Origin of the sequence: Stenotrophomonas sp. CCNWLW162 (genome assembly GCF_037203745.1) — a bacterium.
In the GTDB taxonomy this organism is placed as follows: Bacteria; Pseudomonadota; Gammaproteobacteria; order Xanthomonadales; family Xanthomonadaceae; genus Stenotrophomonas; species Stenotrophomonas maltophilia_AQ.
This window is the reverse complement of record NZ_JBBCBL010000009.1, coordinates 15,488-31,903: the sequence shown is the minus strand read 5'-3', so window position 1 is coordinate 31,903 and position 16,416 is coordinate 15,488. Positions and strand designations below refer to the sequence as shown.

17 protein-coding genes are annotated in these 16,416 nt (G+C 68.2%); 15 read left to right on the top strand and 2 right to left on the bottom strand.

The features are described from left to right. Positions 1-5 precede the first annotated feature (5 nt). Complete coding sequence (locus V9K93_RS18740; RefSeq protein ID WP_295378754.1) at positions 6-956, top strand: DMT family transporter; 951 nt, start codon at positions 6-8, stop codon at positions 954-956. 33 nt (positions 957-989) lie between these two features. Here V9K93_RS18740 and V9K93_RS18735 read toward each other — a convergent pair whose 3' ends face one another. After that, entirely contained in the window at positions 990-1,280 is a 291-nt protein-coding gene (locus V9K93_RS18735) for a hypothetical protein (protein WP_337303007.1), read from the bottom strand. 27 nt (positions 1,281-1,307) lie between these two features. On the opposite strand from V9K93_RS18735, the gene thrA reads away from it, so the two are divergent. Genes thrA through thrC form a run of 3 tightly spaced genes read left to right on the top strand, consistent with a single transcriptional unit; the run spans position 1,308 to position 6,039 of the window. Further along, a complete protein-coding gene (gene thrA, locus V9K93_RS18730; RefSeq protein ID WP_136638739.1) occupies positions 1,308-3,812 on the top strand; it encodes a bifunctional aspartate kinase/homoserine dehydrogenase I in 2,505 nt (834 codons plus the stop codon). After that, the gene (locus V9K93_RS18725; protein ID WP_136638740.1) at positions 3,809-4,723 is read left to right on the top strand and encodes a homoserine kinase; all 915 of its coding nucleotides are present in this window, start codon (positions 3,809-3,811) and stop codon (positions 4,721-4,723) included. The genes thrA and V9K93_RS18725 overlap by 4 nt, the downstream gene beginning before the upstream one ends. A 29-nt stretch (positions 4,724-4,752) precedes the next feature. Further along, on the top strand, positions 4,753-6,039 hold the full coding sequence (thrC, locus tag V9K93_RS18720) for a threonine synthase (protein WP_136638741.1): 1,287 nt from the start codon (positions 4,753-4,755) through the stop codon (positions 6,037-6,039). A gap of 88 nt (positions 6,040-6,127) precedes the next feature. Here thrC and V9K93_RS18715 read toward each other — a convergent pair whose 3' ends face one another. After that, positions 6,128-6,880 carry a Crp/Fnr family transcriptional regulator gene (locus V9K93_RS18715; protein ID WP_337303006.1) on the bottom strand — a complete coding sequence of 251 codons (753 nt, stop codon included), beginning with the start codon at positions 6,878-6,880 and terminating at the stop codon, positions 6,128-6,130. Positions 6,881-7,006: 126 nt separating this feature from the next. Here V9K93_RS18715 and hisS point away from each other — a divergent pair, with 126 nt between their 5' ends. The 11 genes from hisS to hisIE all read left to right on the top strand — a co-directional run bounded on the left by hisS (position 7,007) and on the right by hisIE (position 16,278). Next, positions 7,007-8,404 carry a histidine--tRNA ligase gene (hisS, locus tag V9K93_RS18710; protein ID WP_337303005.1) on the top strand — a complete coding sequence of 466 codons (1,398 nt, stop codon included), beginning with the start codon at positions 7,007-7,009 and terminating at the stop codon, positions 8,402-8,404. A gap of 23 nt (positions 8,405-8,427) precedes the next feature. After that, complete coding sequence (locus V9K93_RS18705) at positions 8,428-8,697, top strand: hypothetical protein (protein WP_059064072.1); 270 nt, start codon at positions 8,428-8,430, stop codon at positions 8,695-8,697. 163 nt (positions 8,698-8,860) lie between these two features. Beyond that, on the top strand, positions 8,861-9,169 hold the full coding sequence (locus V9K93_RS18700) for a YerC/YecD family TrpR-related protein (RefSeq protein WP_025874839.1): 309 nt from the start codon (positions 8,861-8,863) through the stop codon (positions 9,167-9,169). Between the two features lie 34 nt (positions 9,170-9,203). After that, positions 9,204-10,115 carry an ATP phosphoribosyltransferase gene (gene hisG, locus V9K93_RS18695; RefSeq protein WP_033830971.1) on the top strand — a complete coding sequence of 304 codons (912 nt, stop codon included), beginning with the start codon at positions 9,204-9,206 and terminating at the stop codon, positions 10,113-10,115. Continuing rightward, positions 10,112-11,407 (top strand): histidinol dehydrogenase, encoded by a 1,296-nt coding sequence (gene hisD, locus V9K93_RS18690; RefSeq protein ID WP_337303004.1) that lies wholly within the window; start codon positions 10,112-10,114, stop codon positions 11,405-11,407. The genes hisG and hisD overlap by 4 nt, the downstream gene beginning before the upstream one ends. Further along, entirely contained in the window at positions 11,404-12,498 is a 1,095-nt protein-coding gene (gene hisC / locus V9K93_RS18685; RefSeq protein ID WP_337303003.1) for a histidinol-phosphate transaminase, read from the top strand. Before hisD ends, hisC begins: the two co-directional genes overlap by 4 nt. Continuing rightward, positions 12,495-13,568, top strand: coding sequence for a bifunctional histidinol-phosphatase/imidazoleglycerol-phosphate dehydratase HisB (gene hisB, locus V9K93_RS18680; RefSeq protein ID WP_025874831.1), 1,074 nt, complete (start codon positions 12,495-12,497; stop codon positions 13,566-13,568). Before hisC ends, hisB begins: the two co-directional genes overlap by 4 nt. Further along, entirely contained in the window at positions 13,565-14,167 is a 603-nt protein-coding gene (gene hisH / locus V9K93_RS18675; RefSeq protein ID WP_313283540.1) for an imidazole glycerol phosphate synthase subunit HisH, read from the top strand. Before hisB ends, hisH begins: the two co-directional genes overlap by 4 nt. Continuing rightward, complete coding sequence (gene hisA, locus V9K93_RS18670) at positions 14,164-14,898, top strand: 1-(5-phosphoribosyl)-5-[(5-phosphoribosylamino)methylideneamino]imidazole-4-carboxamide isomerase (RefSeq protein ID WP_295379064.1); 735 nt, start codon at positions 14,164-14,166, stop codon at positions 14,896-14,898. The genes hisH and hisA overlap by 4 nt, the downstream gene beginning before the upstream one ends. Continuing rightward, a complete protein-coding gene (gene hisF, locus V9K93_RS18665; RefSeq protein ID WP_140226584.1) occupies positions 14,892-15,668 on the top strand; it encodes an imidazole glycerol phosphate synthase subunit HisF in 777 nt (258 codons plus the stop codon). The genes hisA and hisF overlap by 7 nt, the downstream gene beginning before the upstream one ends. Continuing rightward, entirely contained in the window at positions 15,658-16,278 is a 621-nt protein-coding gene (hisIE, locus tag V9K93_RS18660) for a bifunctional phosphoribosyl-AMP cyclohydrolase/phosphoribosyl-ATP diphosphatase HisIE (RefSeq protein WP_295379073.1), read from the top strand. The genes hisF and hisIE overlap by 11 nt, the downstream gene beginning before the upstream one ends. Positions 16,279-16,416: the final 138 nt, after the last annotated feature.

The window sequence follows — 16,416 nt, the reverse complement described above, 5'->3', positions numbered from 1 at the left end:
CCGAAATGCGCAACAACCCGATGGCCCTGGGCATCGCCAATGGCGTTGCCGCAGGCGCGCTGTGGGGCGTGGTCTTCCTCGCGCCCGCCGTGCTGCAGTCGTTCAATGCCTTGCAACTCTCTGCTGGCCGCTACCTGGTCTACGGCCTGATCGCCGTGGTGCTGCTTCTGCCGCGTTGGAAGCGATTGGCCCCGCGGCTTGGTCGTGCCGAGTGGATCGGTCTGCTGTGGCTGAGCCTGGCTGGCAACCTGGTGTACTTCCTGCTGCTGGCCACGGCCGTGCAGTGGGCCGGAGGTGCGGCGGCGTCGTTGATCGTCGGCCTGATTCCGGTGGTTGTGACGCTGGTTGGTGTGCGCGAGCAGGGCGCGGTGCCGTTGAAGCAGCTGTTGCCGGCACTGGGCCTGTGCGTGCTCGGCGTGGCGCTGGTTGGCTGGGAAGCACTGATGTCCGAGCATCTGGCAACGCCCTGGCGGCAGCGCCTGATCGGCCTGCTGTGTGCGTTTGGTGCGCTGTTCTCGTGGGCGCTGTACTCGATCGGCAACAGCCGCTGGCTGGCACGCCGTTCCGATCTGTCCAGCCACGACTGGTCACTGCTGACCGGCGTCACCACCGGCGGGCTGGCCCTGCTGCTGGTGCCGATGGCGTTCATCGGCCACGCCGGCAGCCACACGTCAGCGCAATGGAGTGGTTTCTGGGCGATCAGTGCCGGCGTGGCGGTGGTGGCCTCGATCCTCGGCAATGCGTTCTGGAACCGCGCCAGCCGCCTGCTGCCGTTGACCCTGACCGGGCAGATGATCGTGTTCGAAACCCTGTTCGCGCTGCTCTACGCATTCGCCTGGCAGCAGCGCTGGCCCTCGCTGCTCGAAGCCCTGGCGATCGTGTTCCTGGTGGCGGGCGTGATGCTGTGCGCACACGCCCACCGCACGCCACGGGCGATCGCCGAACATGCCGGCTGAATGCCGTCGTCAAGCGCGCTGATGCCGGTTTTGTCACAGATGCAACCAAATGGCGACACGATGACCGATGATCGCCGCAGCGATTTTTTGCATCGCAGCACTTGACAGCACCCCGGCGGCCGGTGTTTTCTGTGCGTCATGGTCCTTGATGCCGCCCACGCCAGCCTGATCGCCCCCGCCACCGCGGGCCGTTCGACTGCGCCGGTCGCCACCATTACCACCACCACCGTCACCACTGCCCTGGTGCGGCCCGTCGTCTTCGTGTAACTCCCGAAAACCACGGCCCCGCACCATACAGGTGGCGGGGAAACTCGACACCTGCATGCGACGGGGCCTCCTACCGAGGTCTGCATGTCTTCCCACGCCCCCGCCCAACCCGTTGCACCGGCCGATCTGGCTGCGCCGTCCACCGTCGTGCACAAGTTCGGTGGCACCTCGGTGGCCGACGCCGAGCGCTACCGCCATGTCGCCGGCCTGCTGCTGGCCCGCCCCGAATCGCTGCAGGTCACCGTTGTCTCGGCAATGAAGGGCGTCACCGACGCGCTGATCGAACTGGCCCAGATGGCAGCAAAGGGTGACGAAGGCTGGCGCGAGGCCTGGCATGCACTGCGCGCCCGCCACCGCGGCGCGGCGGTGGCCCTGCTCGGCGAGCAGGTGGGCGAGACCGTGGAATGGATTGACGTGCGTTTCGATCAGCTGGCCGAAGTGCTGGCGGCACTGGCGGTGATCGGCGAACTGCCGCGCGAGGTGCTCGATCGCGTGCAGGGTCTGGGCGAAGTGTTCTCCGCGCAGCTGCTCGGTACCCACCTGCGCGCGCTGGGTGAGGACTGCGCCGTGCTCGATGCACGCGACGTGCTGGTGGTCGCGCACGGCGAGTTGGGTGTGGACGTGGACTGGGAAGCCAGCGCCGACCGCCTGGCCAGGTGGCGCCTGCAGCATCCGCAGTCGCGCCTGGTCGCCACCGGTTTCGTTGCCCGCGACCGCCACGATCGCATCACCACGCTCGGTCGCAATGGCAGCGACTACTCCGGCGCGATCTTCGCGGCACTGTTCAACGCCGACCAACTGCACATCTGGACCGACGTCGACGGCGTGCTGTCGGCGGACCCGAGGCTGGTCCCGGAAGCGGTGCAGCTGGAATCACTGAGCTACGACGAAGCCTGCGAGCTTGCCTATTTCGGCGCCAAGGTGGTGCATCCGCAGACGATGTCGCCGGCGATCCGCCTTGGCCTGCCGATCTTCATCCGCAACACCTTCCACCCGGCGCATCCGGGTACGCGCATCAGTGCCGAGCGCTCGCCGCGCGGGCCGGTGAAAGGCCTGACCCTGAGTCCCGGACTGGCCCTGCTCAACCTGGAGGGTACTGGACTGATCGGCGTACCCGGCACCGCTGAACGCGTGTTCGCGGCATTGCGCCAGGCGCAGGTTTCGGTGGTGATGATCTCGCAGGGGTCGTCAGAGCATTCGATCTGCTGCGTGGTGCGTGCGGCCGAGGCCGCGCGTGGCCGCGAGGCGCTGCTGCAGGCATTTGCGCATGAACTGTCGGTAGGCCACGTGCAGCGCGTGCAGGTCGGCGACGGTGTCAGCGTGCTGGCGGCGGTCGGCGACGGCATGGCGGGCCAGCCCGGCGTCGCCGCGCGCCTGTTCGAGGCCCTCGGCCGGGCGCAGGTGAACATCCTGGCGATCGCGCAGGGCTCGTCGGAACGCAACATCTCGGTGGCGGTGGACAGTGCCGATGCCACCCGTGCGCTGCGCGCTGCACATGCCGGCTTCTGGCTGTCGCCGCAGACGTTTGCGGTAGGTGTGATCGGGCCGGGCAATGTCGGCGCCGCACTGCTGGACCAGTTGCTGGCGGCGCGCCCACAGCTGCTGGCCAAGGCCAATGTCGACCTGCGCCTGCGCGCGCTGGCCTCGCGTACGCGCATGCGGCTGGAGGCTGATGGCCTGCATGCCGATTGGCGGCAGGCGCTGCAGCAGGCGGGTGAGGCCAGTGACCTGGACCGTTTCACCGAGCACCTGCTGGCCGCGCACCTGCCCCACGCGGTGGTGATCGATTGCAGTGGCAGTGCCGAGGTGGCCGAGCGCTACGAGGGGTGGCTGGCCGCCGGCATCCACGTGGTCACTCCGAACAAACAGGCCGGTGCCGGTCCGTTGGCGCGCTATCAGCGCATCCGCGCTGCTGCCGCTGCCAGCGGCGCGCGTTTCCGCTATGAAGCCACGGTGGGTGCTGGGCTGCCGGTGATCACCACGCTGCGCGACCTGGTCGATACCGGTGACGAGGTGCTGGCCATCGAAGGCATCTTCTCCGGCACGCTGGCCTGGCTGTTCAACCGTTACGACGGCAGCCAGCCATTCTCGGCACTGGTCGCGCAGGCGCGCTCGATGGGTTACACCGAGCCGGATCCGCGTGACGATCTGTCCGGCATCGATGTCGCGCGCAAGCTGGTGATCCTGGCCCGCGAAGCCGGTCATCCGCTCAGCCTGGAACAGGTCCAGGTGGAAAGCCTGGTGCCAGCGTTGCTGCGCGAGGGTGGCGTGGACGATTTCATGGCGCGCCTGGGCGAGAGCGATGCCAGCCTGTTGCAGCGCCTGCAGGACGCACGGCAGCGCGGTGCGGTGTTGCGCTACGTGGCGCGGCTGGGTGCCGACGGTGCCTCGGTCGGACTGCAGGAACTACCCATCGAGCATGCGTTCGCCAATCTGCGGCTGACCGACAACGTGGTCCAGTTCCGTACCCGCCGTTACTGCGACAACCCGCTGGTGGTGCAGGGACCAGGCGCCGGCCCGGAAGTCACGGCCGCAGGCGTGTTCGCCGACCTGCTGCGGGTGGCCGCCGGCGAAGGAGCGCGGCTGTGATCGCACGTGCGTTCGCACCGGCCTCGGTGGCCAACGTGGCGGTGGGCTTCGATATTCTCGGCCATGCCATTGCCGGTGTCGGCGATACCGTGAGCGTGCGTCGCATCGATGAACCGGTGGTGCGGATCGAGGCAATCCGTGGCAGTGCGGTCGAGCTGCCGCTGGACGCTGCTGGCAATACCGCAGGGGCCGCACTCATGTCGTTGCGTGAAGGGCTGGGTCTGGACTTCGGCTTCGCGGTCGAGATCGACAAGGGCATTCCGTTCGGCTCCGGCATGGGCGGTTCGGCGGCGTCGAGCGTTGCAGCACTGGTCGCTGCCAATGCACTGCTGGGCGCACCGCTGCCGCGCGAGGCGTTGTACCCGTTTGCGCTGGATGGCGAGGCGGTGGCCAGTGGCGGCCGCCACGGTGACAACGTCGGCCCGCTGCTGCTGGGCGGCTTGGCGTTGTGCACCGCTGATCGCCTGCTGCCGATTCCGGTTCCGGCCAGCTGGCACAGCCTGTTGGTGCATCCGCATGCGGTGCTGGAAACGCGCCGTGCACGCCAGGCGCTGCAGGGCAGCTATGCGCTGGGTGAATTCGTCGCACAGAGTGCCAATCTTGCGCTGGTCCTGAGTGGCTGCCATCGCAGCGATGCCTCGCTGGTGCGCGCTGGCCTGCGCGACGTGCTGGTGGAGCCGCGTCGCGCCGGACTGATTGTCGGTTTCGAAGCAGCACGCGACGCAGCGCTGTCGGCCCATGCGATGGGCGCGGGCATCTCAGGCGCAGGACCCAGCGTGTTCGCCTGGTTCGAGGATGCCGACCAGGCCCATGCCGCAGCGGCACCGGTGCGCGCAGCATTTGCAGCGGCCGGCTTTGACAGCGATGCCTGGGTGTCGCCGCTGGACGCGCCGGGAGCGCGGCTGTGCTGAATCCTTCCCCTCTACTGGATACCTTGCCCATGCATTTCGTTTCGACCCGTGGCCAGTCACCTGCTGTCGGCCTCAGTGCGGCAATCGCCGCAGGATTGGCGCCCGATGGCGGACTGTATGTTCCCGAGGTTCTGCCTGCACCTCGTGAATTGCAGGCCGGTGCAACCCTGGCCGATACCGCCGCTGATCTGCTGGCACCGTTCTTTGCCGGCGATGCGCTGGAAGGCGCGCTGCCGTCGATCTGCCATGAGGCATTCGACTTCCCGGTCCCGCTGCGCTCTCTCGGCGATGGTGACCACGTGCTGGAACTGTTCCATGGGCCGACCGCGGCGTTCAAGGACATCGGCGCGCGATTCCTGGCCGGTACGCTGTCGCAGTTGCAGGCCGGCAAGGACCGCGATCTGACGATTGTCGTCGCCACCTCCGGCGATACCGGCGCAGCAGTGGCCGCAGCCTTCCATCGCCAGCCCGGCGTGCGTGTGGTGGTGCTGTATCCCGACGGCCGCGTGTCGCCGCGACAGGCGCATCAGCTCGGTTGCTTCGGTGACAACATCCGGGCGCTGCGCGTGGCCGGTTCGTTCGATGACTGCCAGACCATGGTCAAGCAGGCGCTGGCCGACCGCGAGCTGCAGGCACAGGTGCCGTTGAGTTCGGCCAACAGCATCAGCCTGGGCCGCCTGCTGCCGCAGATGAGCTACTACGCGCATGCGGCGTTGAGCCATCATGCCGCACATCGACGCCGGCTCAACCTGGTGGTGCCCACCGGCAACCTCGGCAACGCAATGGCGGCAGTGCTGGCGCGCGCGCTGGGTGTGCCGATCGGGCAGATTGTGCTGGCCACCAATGCCAATGCCGTACTGCCGGCCTACTTCAATGGCGACGACTATCAGCCGCAGGCCAGTGTTGCCACCGTTGCCAACGCGATGGACGTGGGGGCGCCCAGCAACTTCGAGCGCCTGCGCTGGCTCTACCACGGCGATGACGCGGAACTGCGTGCAGCGTTCCGTGCGTTCGCGGTGGATGACGTGACCATCCGCGCCACGATTGCGGCTGAGCATGCCAGCCGTGGCGAGCTGTTCTGCCCACATACGGCCACCGCAGTGAAGGTGCTGCAGGATCTGCGCAGTGGCGGTGCCAAGGGGGACTGGGCGGTGGTGGCCACCGCGCATCCGGCCAAGTTCGAAGCCGTGGTCGAGCCGCTCATCGGCGAAGCAGTAGCGGTGCCGCCGGCGCTGGAGGCATTGCTGCAGCGACCGGCGCATGCCGACCCGTTGGCCGCCGACTATGCGGCGTTGCGCGAGGTGTTGCTGCGCTGATCGGAGATGGACGCGGTTGCCGGCCAGCGGCCGGCACTACCGGGTGGATGCAACACGCTGGCCGGCAACCCCATGAACCGCGATGCGGTCAGATCAACCCTTCACCGGCCAGCGTGCGCAGCCCATCCTCGTCGAGGATCTCCACCACGTTCAGGTGGGGCAGGGCGATCATCTCCTGCTGGCGCAGCTTGGTGAAGGTGCGGCTGACTGTTTCCATGGTCAGGCCCAGATGGTCGGCGATGTCGCCGCGGCCCATCGGCAGCGACACGCGCAGGCCATCGCCACCCAGCTTGGCCTCGCGTGCGGCCAGGCGCAGCAGGAAATCGGCCAGCTTCTCGGCCGGCTGCAGCCGCGCCAGTGCCAACGCGGCGTCCTGCGCGGCGTCCAGCTCCTGGCAGGCGCGTTGCAGCAGCTTGCGTTCCAGGTGCGGGAAGCGGCTGCGCAGCGCCTTCATCTGCGGCAGCGCGACGCGGCACACGCGGCTGTCGGCGATGGCTTCGATATCGTAGCGGTGGTGGTCGCTGCCGCTCAGGCCCAGGTAATCGCCGGGCAGCACGAAACCGTTGATCTGGCGGCGGCCATCGGCCAGGGTGCGTACCAGGCGCAGCGCGCCGCCGGTCAATGTATAGACATGGTCGCGCTCTTCGCCGGTGCGGGCCAGGGTACTGCCCATGCTGACCTGCTGGGAAACGGTGACCTGTTCCAGTGCCTGCACTTCATCGGGCGACAGCGCCGAGCACACCGCAAGGTGGCGAACCGAGCAGTGCAGGCAGTCCTGCGTGCCGCAGGACGGCGAGGCGGAGTCATTGGTGGCGGGCGGAGCGCCGGAAGGCCGTGACATGTTGCGGGGGCGTATCGCGGGCGGGGAGGGCCTTATGATACTTCAAGCGGCCGTTCGACCCTGCCCGAGGCGGGGGCGCTAGAATGTCGCCCCCTCCCACGTCCCGTTCCAGCAGGAGTTCCGCCCGTGATCAAGCCCCGTACCCCGCCCGGCACCCTTGAACTGCTGCCGCGCGAGCAGATCGCATTCCAGCGCATGCTGGACGTGATCCGCCGCAATTACGAGCGCTTCGGGTTCCTGCCGGTGGAGACGCCGGTGTTCGAGCTGTCCGATGTGCTGCTGACCAAGTCCGGCGGCGAGACCGAGCGCCAGGTGTATTTCGTGCAGTCCACCGGCGCGCTGGCCAATGCCGCCGAATCGGGCGACCGTTCACTGCCGGAAATGGCGCTGCGCTTCGACCTGACCGTGCCGCTGGCGCGCTACGTGGCCGAGCACGAGCATGAACTGACCTTCCCGTTCCGCCGCTACCAGATGCAGCGCGTCTACCGCGGCGAGCGTGCGCAGCGCGGCCGTTTCCGCGAGTTCTACCAGTGCGACATCGACGTGATCGGCAAGGACAGCCTGAGCGTTCGCTATGACGCCGAAGTGCTGGCGGTCATCCACGCAGTGTTCTCGGAACTGCGCATCGGCGACTTCAGCATCCAGTTGAACAACCGCAAGCTGCTGCGCGGCTTCTTCGAAAGCCTGGGCGTGGCCGAGGGTGAACGCCAGCTGGCAGTGCTGCGCGAAGTGGACAAGCTGGACAAGCGTGGCCCCGACTACGTGCGCGAGACGCTGGTGGGCGAGGGCTTTGCCATTCCGGCCGAACAGGTCGAGAAGATCCTGGCCTTCGTCGCCGTGCGTTCGCAGGGTCATGCCGATGCGCTGGCACAGCTGGCAGCGCTGGAAGACGGCGCGGGTTCCTCGGAGATCCTGCGTGCCGGCGTGGCCGAGCTGCGCGAAGTACTGCAGCTGGTGCAGGCACTGGGCGTGCCGGAAAGCGCCTACTGCCTGAACTTCTCCATTGCACGTGGCCTGGATTACTACACCGGCACGGTGTACGAGACCACGCTGACCGACCACCCGCAGATCGGGTCGATCTGTTCCGGTGGCCGTTATGAAGACCTGGCCAGCCACTACAGCAAGTCCAAGCTGCCGGGCGTGGGCATTTCCATCGGCCTGTCGCGCCTGTTCTGGCAGCTGCGCGAAGCTGGCCTGATCGAGGGCATCGAGGCCAGCAGCGTGCAGGCGCTGGTGGCGCTGATGGACGAGCAGGGCATGCCGCAGTCGCTGGACATCGCCCGCCGCCTGCGCGCCGGTGGCATCAACACCGAAGTGCAGATGGAGCCGAAGAAGATCGGCAAGCAGTTCCAGTACGCGGCCAAGGCCGGTATCCGTTTCGTGGTGCTGGCTGGCGAAGACGAGCTGGCGCGCGGCGTGGTGGCGGTGAAGGACCTGCTGCGCGAGCAGCAGTTCGAAGTCTCCCGTGATGAACTGGCCAGCACCCTGCAGGTGGAACTGGAGCAGTCGCGGGTCATGCCGTGACGCGTGCCGCTGCAGGAACACTGATGCTGTTCCTGCTGGCGGCATGCCAGAGCGATCCGGCGTTGCGCAGCACCCGGATCGGCCCTGCGAATTACCAGCTGGTGGCTGATCGCTGCCATGTGATGGATCGAGCGCAGCTTGAGCAGGATCTGCAGGCCCTTGCCGAGCGGGCGTGCCCGGGCCGGGCAGGAACGCTGCAGAACCTGCAGTCCCGTCCAAGCCGGCAGGGCAGCCTGTTCGGTGAATGCCTGCGGCGCGGCGCGCTGCAGGCAGAGGTCCGCTGCCTGCCCTGATCGAAGCCCTGTCCATTGCCGCATCCGAACGCCCACCGCCCGGTGGGCGTTTTCGTTTCCGCTGCCTGAACGGGCCTGGCGGAACCTGGCCGGGCTTTGACGTGGCGTGCAAGAATGCGTTAATGTACTAACACGCTATTACATTGATGCAAGAGCCCCGCCCGTGAAAGCCCGCCCCGACATCGCCGCCAAAGACCCGCAAGCCGATCTGGACGCCCTGGCCCAGGCCTTTGCCGCGCTGCGCGAGCCGGAGCAGGTGGTCGCCTTCCTGCGTGACCTGTGCACGCCAGCCGAGCTGGAAGCCATGGCCGACCGCTGGAAGGTGGTGCCGCTGCTGCAGCAGGGCGTGCCCTACCGCGAGATCCACGAGCGCACCGGCGTCAGCGTGACCACCACCGGACGGGTGGCACGCACGCTCGAGCATGGCCATCGAGGCTATGCCGCCGCTGTCGACCGCCTTGCTTCGCGCTGATCCGCGCCCCGTTCCAGACTTCGAGACCTCCCCCATGAGTGCAACCCAGGCAGCGCCGGCGCGAGACCGGCTGCGTATCGCCATCCAGAAGAGTGGCCGGCTGGCCGAGCCCGCCCGCAACCTGCTCAGTGCCTGTGGCCTGAGCTGGCGCGAGAGCCGCGACAAGTTGTTCTGCTACGGCGAATCGCTGCCGGTGGACCTGCTGCTGGTGCGCGACGACGACATTCCCGGCCTGATCGCCGATGGCGTCTGCGACCTGGGCATCGTCGGCCGCAATGAACTGGACGAACAGGCGGCCGCGCGTCGCCAGATCGGGCTGGCCGATGCCTACCAGGCATTGCGGGGGCTGGGCTTTGGCCAGTGCCGCTTGATGCTGGCGGTGCCGGAAGACTGGCAATGGCAGGGGCCGGCACAACTGGCCGGTACCCGCATCGCCACCAGCTACCCGGCCATCCTCAAGCAGTGGCTGGCCGCACAGGGCGTGGATGCACAGGTGGTGGAACTGTCCGGCTCGGTGGAGATCGCGCCGCGCCTGGGCACCGCCGACCTGATCTGCGACCTGGTCTCCAGCGGCGCCACGCTGCGTGCCAACCAGCTTACCCCGGTGCACAACCTGCTCGACAGCGAAGCCGTGCTGGCCGGTGCGGTACGCGTTCCCGATGATGCGCGCGGCGCGCTGCGCAGCATGCTGCTGCGCCGCCTGGACGGTGTGGTGCAGCGGCAGGACCGCAAGCTGCTGATGTTCCGCGCCAGCGAGGACCGCGTCGACGCGTTGTCGCAGCTGCTGGCCGATGCCGAACCGTTGGTGCGTTTGCCTGCCGATGGCGGTGCATTGCGCCTGCAGACCATGTGCCCCGGTCCATTGACCTGGCAGCGCATGGAAGAACTGGAGCGCGCCGGCGCCCAGGGCCTGATGGTACTGAGCGTGGAGCGGTCGCTGGCATGAATCGTCTGATCTGGTCGCAACTTGACGAGGCCGCACGCAGCGCGGCGCTGACCCGCCCGGTGCAGACCGTGGCGCAGCAGACCCGTGATGCGGTGGCCGCGCTGATCGCGCAGGTGCGCACGCAGGGCGACGCCGCGCTGCGCGCGATCACCGCGCGCTTCGATGGCGTGGATCTGCAGGATTTCGAAGTTTCCGCAGCCGAGTTCGCAGCTGCCGATGCCGTGGTGCCGGCCGAGCTGCGCCAGGCCATGGTGGAAGCGGCCGAACGCATCACCCGCTTCCACGCGGCCGGCATGGGCCAGGGCTATACGGTGGAAACCGCGCCGGGTGTGGTCTGCGAGCGCATGCTGCGGCCGATCGGCCGGGTTGGGCTGTACGTGCCGGCCGGTAGTGCGCCACTGCCGTCCACCGCGCTGATGCTGGGCGTGCCGGCGCAGTTGGCCGCTTGCCCACAGGTGGTGCTGTGCACCCCGCCGCGTGCCGACGGTACGGCCGATCCTGCGGTGCTGGTGGCCGCGCGCCTGACCGGTGTGCAACGCGTGTTCAAGCTGGGTGGTGCGCAGGCGATCGCGGCGATGGCCTATGGCACCGAAAGCATCCCGGCCAGCGACAAGCTGTTCGGGCCGGGCAACAGTTTCGTCACCGAAGCCAAGCAGCAGGTGGCACAGGACGGTGCCGCCGCCATCGACATGCCGGCCGGTCCCTCGGAAGTGCTGGTGATCGCCGATGCCGGTGCCAACCCTGCATTCGTTGCCGCCGACCTGCTGTCGCAGGCCGAGCACGGCCCGGATTCACAGGTGCTGCTGCTGACCGATGACGCGGCGATGCTGGCCGCCGTCGAGGCCGAAGTTGAGCGCCAGGTGGCCCTGCTGCCGCGGCAGGACATCGCCCGCCAGGCGCTGTCGGCATCGCAGTTGATCCAGGTGGAATCGCTGGCCGATGCGTTTGCGATCAGCAACCGCTACGCCCCCGAACACCTGATCCTGGCCCTGCGCGAACCGCGCGTGTGGCTGGACCAGGTGCAGGCAGCCGGTTCGGTGTTCCTCGGCGACTACACGCCGGAAGCACTGGGTGACTACTGCAGCGGCACCAACCACGTGCTGCCCACCGCCGGTGCCGCGCGCGCCTACAGTGGCGTCAGCGTGGCCAGCTTCCAGAACCTGATCAGCGTACAGAGCGCGACCGCCGCTGGCCTGGCCGCGATCGGTGGCTGCGCGCGCATCATCGCCAGCGCCGAAGGGCTGGATGCGCACGAACGTGCGGTGGCACTGCGCATGGAGGTGGCCGCATGAGCGCGGACATCGACGGCGTGCTGGCACTTGTACGGCCGGACCTGCAGGCCTTTGCCGGCTACAGTTCGGCGCGCAGCAGCGCTGTGCAGGGCGAGGTGTGGTTGAACGCGAACGAATCGGCGTGGGCCAATCCGGCAGACGCCGCCGGGGGCAGCCGCCGCTACCCGGAGCCGCAGCCGGCTGCGCTGTGTGATGCGCTGGCGTCGCTGTACGGCGTGCAGCCGCAACAGCTGCTGGTAGGCCGTGGCAGCGACGAGGCGATCGATCTGCTGGTGCGCGCCCTGTGCGTGCCGGGCCGCGATGGCGTGCTGGTGACGCCGCCGGTATTCGGCATGTACGCAGTCTGTGCGCGGTTGCAGGGTGCGCCGTTGATCGAGGTGCCGCTGATTGACGATGGTGAGGGCCTGCGCACGGACCTGGATGCGGTTATTGCCACTGCGAAGGGGCAGGGCGCCAAGCTCGTTTTCCTGTGCGCGCCGTCCAATCCTGCCGGCAGCGATATCCCGCTGGCGGAGATCGAGCGCGTGGCCCTTGCCCTGCGCGGGCAGGCGCTGGTGGTGGTGGACGAGGCCTATGTCGAGTACGCGCAGCGCGCTTCGGCGACCACGCTGCTTGCCGCGCACGCCAACCTGGCGGTGCTGCGTACGTTGTCCAAGGCGCACGCACTTGCCGCCGCACGTATCGGCACCTTGATCGCCGCGCCGGAACTGATTGCCGTGCTGCGCCGCTGCCAGGCGCCGTACCCGGTGCCGACGCCGTGCGCCGAGCTGGCCGTGCAGGCGCTGCAGCCGGCCGCGCTTGCGCGCACCGCTGAGCGGGTAGCCACGGTCATCACCGAGCGCGAGCGCCTGCACCACGGCCTGCAGGGCCTGCCTGGCATCGGCCGGGTATACGCCTCGGCCGGCAACTACCTGCTGGTCCGCTTTGCCGATGCGCAGGCGGCGTTCGACGCGCTGCTCGCTGCCGGCGTGGTGGTGCGCGACCAGCGCGCCGCACCGCAGCTGGGCGATGCACTGCGTATCAGCATCGGCAGCCCCGAAGAGAACGACCGCGTGCTTGCGGCCCTGTCGGCACGGAGGGCCGAGGCATGACGCCGATCCTGTTCATCGACCGCGACGGCACCCTCATCGAGGAGCCAGCGGATTTCCAGATCGACGCCTACGAGAAGCTGCGCTTCGTGCCGCAGGTGATCCCGGCGCTACTGAAGCTGCGCGATGCCGGCTACCAGTTCGTGATCGTCACTAACCAGGATGGCCTCGGCAGCGAGAGCTACCCGCGCGCCAGCTTCGATGGCCCGAATGACCTGATGCTGCAGATCTTCGAAAGCCAGGGCATCGTTTTCCGTGACGTGCTGGTCGACTGCAGCTGGCCGCACGACAACGCGCCGACGCGCAAGCCGGGCATCGGCCTGATGACGGCCTACCTGCAGGACCGCAGCATCGACTGGGCGCGCTCGGGCATGGTGGGCGACCGCATCACCGACCTGCAGTTCGCCGACAACCTCAACATCCGTGGTTTCCAGCTGCGCACCGAACAGTTCGGCGGCGAGTGGGACTGGCCCGGCATCGCCCACGCACTGGCCGATGCACCACGCACGGCAGTGGTCCAGCGCAATACCAAGGAGACGAAGATCCGCGTCGAGCTGGATCTGGATCGTGCCGGCGATGCGCACATCCACACCGGCCTGCCGTTCTTCGACCACATGCTGGAGCAGATCGGCAAGCACGGCGGTTTCGCCCTGGACATCCGCGCCGAGGGCGACCTGCACATCGACGAACACCACACCATCGAAGACACCGGCCTTGCGCTGGGCCAGGCCCTGCGCGAGGCACTGGGCGACAAGCGCGGCATCGGCCGTTACGGCTTCACTCTGCCGATGGATGAAACCCTGGCCAGCGCTGCGCTGGATTTCAGTGGCCGCCCGTATTTCGTGTTTGAAGGCGAGTTCAAGCGCGAGCGCGTGGGCGACATGCCGACCGAGCTGGTCCCGCACTTCTTCCGTTCGCTGTGCGACGCCAGCGGGCTGAACCTCAACCTGCAGGTGCGTGGCGACAACGACCACCACAAGGTTGAAGCCTGCTTCAAGGCCCTGGCACGTGCACTGCGGCCGGCACTGGCGCGGCAGGGCACCGCCTTGCCGACCACCAAGGGGGCGCTGTGAGCGAGGTCGTGCTGATCGATGCCGGCGGTGCCAACCTGGGTTCGGTGCGCTACGCATTGGAACGGCTCGGTGCGACGGTGAAGCTGGTCCGCGATGCTGAAGGCCTGGCCGGCGCGCAACGGGTGATCCTGCCCGGCGTCGGCGCGGCCGGCCCCGGCATGCAGCGCCTGCATGCGCAGGGCCTGGTCGAGCCGCTGCGCCAGCTGCAGGTGCCCTTGATGGGCATCTGCCTGGGCATGCAGCTGTTGTTTGATCGCTCCGAAGAGGCCGGCGTGGATACGCTGGGATTGATCCCCGGCGTGGTGCGCAAGCTGGTGCCGGCCTGTGGCATCCGCGTGCCGCACATGGGCTGGAACCGGCTGCTGCCGCTGCGCCCGTCGCTGCTGCTGCAGGGGGTGCCCGAGCGCGCCAGCGCGTACTTCGTGCACAGCTACGCTGCACCGCTGAACAACCATACCGTCGCCGCCTGTGATCACGGCGGCCTGTTCACCGCCGTGGTCGAGCAGGGCCGCTACTTCGGCGCCCAGTTCCATCCCGAGCGGTCCGGCGATACCGGTTCGCTGATGCTGCGCAATTTCCTCGAGGGCACCGCTGCATGAGTTTCATCGTCTACCCCGCACTGGATATCCGCGATGGCCGCGTCGTGCGGCTGCGCCAGGGCGACTACGCGCAGGAAACCCACTATGGCGACGACCCGCTGCCGCGTGCGCAGGCGTTCGCCACGCAGGGCGCACAGTGGATGCACCTGGTCGATCTGGATGCCGCACGTGCCGGTGGCTACACGTTGGCGCCGCTGTTGACCGTGATCCGTGCGCAGACCCCGCTGCAGGTGCAGACCGGTGGCGGCGTGCGTGGCCGTGACGACGTGGCACGCATCCTCGATGCGGGTGCCAGCCGCGTGGTGATCGGGTCACTGGCGGTGCGCGAGCCGGCGCAGGTGATCGGCTGGCTGGGCGAGTTCGGCCCGGAGCGGCTGACCATCGCCCTCGATGCACGGCAGGACGCGCAGGGGCAATGGCAGCTGCCGGTGCATGGCTGGACCGAGAACGCGGGGGTGACCCTGGATGCGCTGGCCGAACGCTATGCACAGGCCGGCATGCGTCACCTGTTGTGCACCGACATCGCCCGCGATGGCATGCTGGCCGGGCCCAACATCAGCCTGTACCGGCACCTCGCAGCGTTGCTGCCGGGCGTGGCGGTACAGGCGTCAGGCGGTATCCGCGATGTGGCCGACGTGGCTGCGGCACAGGCCGCCGGTTGTGGTGGCGCGATCCTCGGCAAGGCGTTGCTGGAACAGCGCATGGACCTGGCGGAGGCGCTGGCATGCTGAGCCGCCGCATCATTCCGTGCCTGGACGTGCGCGATGGCCGCGTGGTCAAGGGCGTGCGTTTCCGCGATCACGTCGACATGGGGGACATCGCCGAACTGGCGCAGCGCTATCGCGACCAGGGCGCCGACGAGCTGGTGTTCTATGACATCGGCGCCAGCCCGGAGGCACGGTCGGTGGACGTGGACTGGATCGAGCGCATCGCGCGCCTGATCGATATCCCGTTCTGCGTGGCCGGCGGCATCGACAGCGTAGAGACCGCGCGTCGCGTGCTGTTCGCCGGTGCGGACAAGATCTCGATCAACTCACCCGCGCTGGGCCGCCCGGAACTGATCACCGAACTGGCCGAAGAATTCGGCGTGCAGTGCGTGGTGGTCGGTGTCGACTCGGTACGCGAGGACGACGGCCAGTGGCGCGTGCGCCGTTTCAGCGGCGACCCGGACAAAACCCAGGCAGTGCCGCTGCGCACGCTGGACTGGATCGTCGAGGCGCAGCGCCGGGGTGCCGGCGAGATCGTGCTGAACTGCATGGACAGCGATGGCGTGCGCCGTGGCTATGACGTCGAGCAGCTGCGCCAGGCACGTGCGCTGTGCCAGGTGCCCCTCATCGCATCGGGCGGTGCGGGTACGATGGAGCACTTCGCCCAGGCCTTTGACCAGGCCGACGTTGACGGTGCGCTGGCGGCCAGCGTATTCCACAGTGGCGCCATCGCCATTGCCGACTTGAAGCGCTACCTGCGCGAGCAGCAGATCGAGGTGCGGGATGTCTATTGATGTGCGGCCGTCGCCGCAGGCGCTGGAAACGCTGGACTGGGACAAGGGCGATGGGCTGCTGCCGGCCGTTGTGCAGGACGCCGACACCCTGCAGGTGCTGATGCTGGGTTACGTCAGCGCCGAGTCGCTGGCAGCGACGCTGGCCATCGGCCACATGACCTTCTTCAGCCGCAGCAAGCAGCGTCTTTGGACCAAGGGCGAGCAGTCCGGCAATGTGCTGGCGGTGCAGTCGATCAGCGTCGATTGCGATGCCGATACGCTGCTGGTGCTGGCGCGCCCGGCCGGGCCGACCTGCCACACCGGCGCCGAGAGTTGTTTCGACGGGGCACCGAAGGACTTCCTGGGTGGGCTGGGCCAGCTGGTGGCGATGCGCGAGGCGCAGCGGCCGCCAGGCAGCTACACCACCAGCCTGTTCGAGGGCGGCATCCGCCGCATCGCACAGAAGGTGGGCGAGGAGGGCGTGGAGACGGCTCTGGCGGCGGTGGCACAGGACGACGAGGCGCTGCTGGGCGAGGCCTCGGACCTGCTGTATCACCTGCTTGTGCTGCTGCGCGCGCGCGGCTTGTCGCTGGATGATGCGCGGGCAGTACTGGAAAAACGCCATCGTTGAGCTGCGGTAGTGCCGGCCGCTGGCCGGCAACCACCAGATGCCCGACGATCATGAGGTTGCCGGCCAGCTGCCGGCACTACCGGCAATGCGCCACCGCGTGCGCGATGTCATCAACGGAATCTACAATAGGCGGTCTTC

Coding starts and splice junctions, on each gene's coding strand:
- V9K93_RS18740 (WP_295378754.1), top strand. CDS start 6: ATGCGCAACAACCCGATGGCCCTGGGCATCGCCAATGGCGTTGCCGCA.
- V9K93_RS18735 (WP_337303007.1), bottom strand. CDS start 1,280: ATGCAGGTGTCGAGTTTCCCCGCCACCTGTATGGTGCGGGGCCGTGGT.
- thrA (WP_136638739.1), top strand. CDS start 1,308: ATGTCTTCCCACGCCCCCGCCCAACCCGTTGCACCGGCCGATCTGGCT.
- thrC (WP_136638741.1), top strand. CDS start 4,753: ATGCATTTCGTTTCGACCCGTGGCCAGTCACCTGCTGTCGGCCTCAGT.
- V9K93_RS18715 (WP_337303006.1), bottom strand. CDS start 6,880: ATGTCACGGCCTTCCGGCGCTCCGCCCGCCACCAATGACTCCGCCTCG.
- V9K93_RS18705 (WP_059064072.1), top strand. CDS start 8,428: ATGCTGTTCCTGCTGGCGGCATGCCAGAGCGATCCGGCGTTGCGCAGC.
- hisG (WP_033830971.1), top strand. CDS start 9,204: ATGAGTGCAACCCAGGCAGCGCCGGCGCGAGACCGGCTGCGTATCGCC.
- hisD (WP_337303004.1), top strand. CDS start 10,112: ATGAATCGTCTGATCTGGTCGCAACTTGACGAGGCCGCACGCAGCGCG.
- hisC (WP_337303003.1), top strand. CDS start 11,404: ATGAGCGCGGACATCGACGGCGTGCTGGCACTTGTACGGCCGGACCTG.
- hisB (WP_025874831.1), top strand. CDS start 12,495: ATGACGCCGATCCTGTTCATCGACCGCGACGGCACCCTCATCGAGGAG.
- hisA (WP_295379064.1), top strand. CDS start 14,164: ATGAGTTTCATCGTCTACCCCGCACTGGATATCCGCGATGGCCGCGTC.
- hisF (WP_140226584.1), top strand. CDS start 14,892: ATGCTGAGCCGCCGCATCATTCCGTGCCTGGACGTGCGCGATGGCCGC.
- hisIE (WP_295379073.1), top strand. CDS start 15,658: ATGTCTATTGATGTGCGGCCGTCGCCGCAGGCGCTGGAAACGCTGGAC.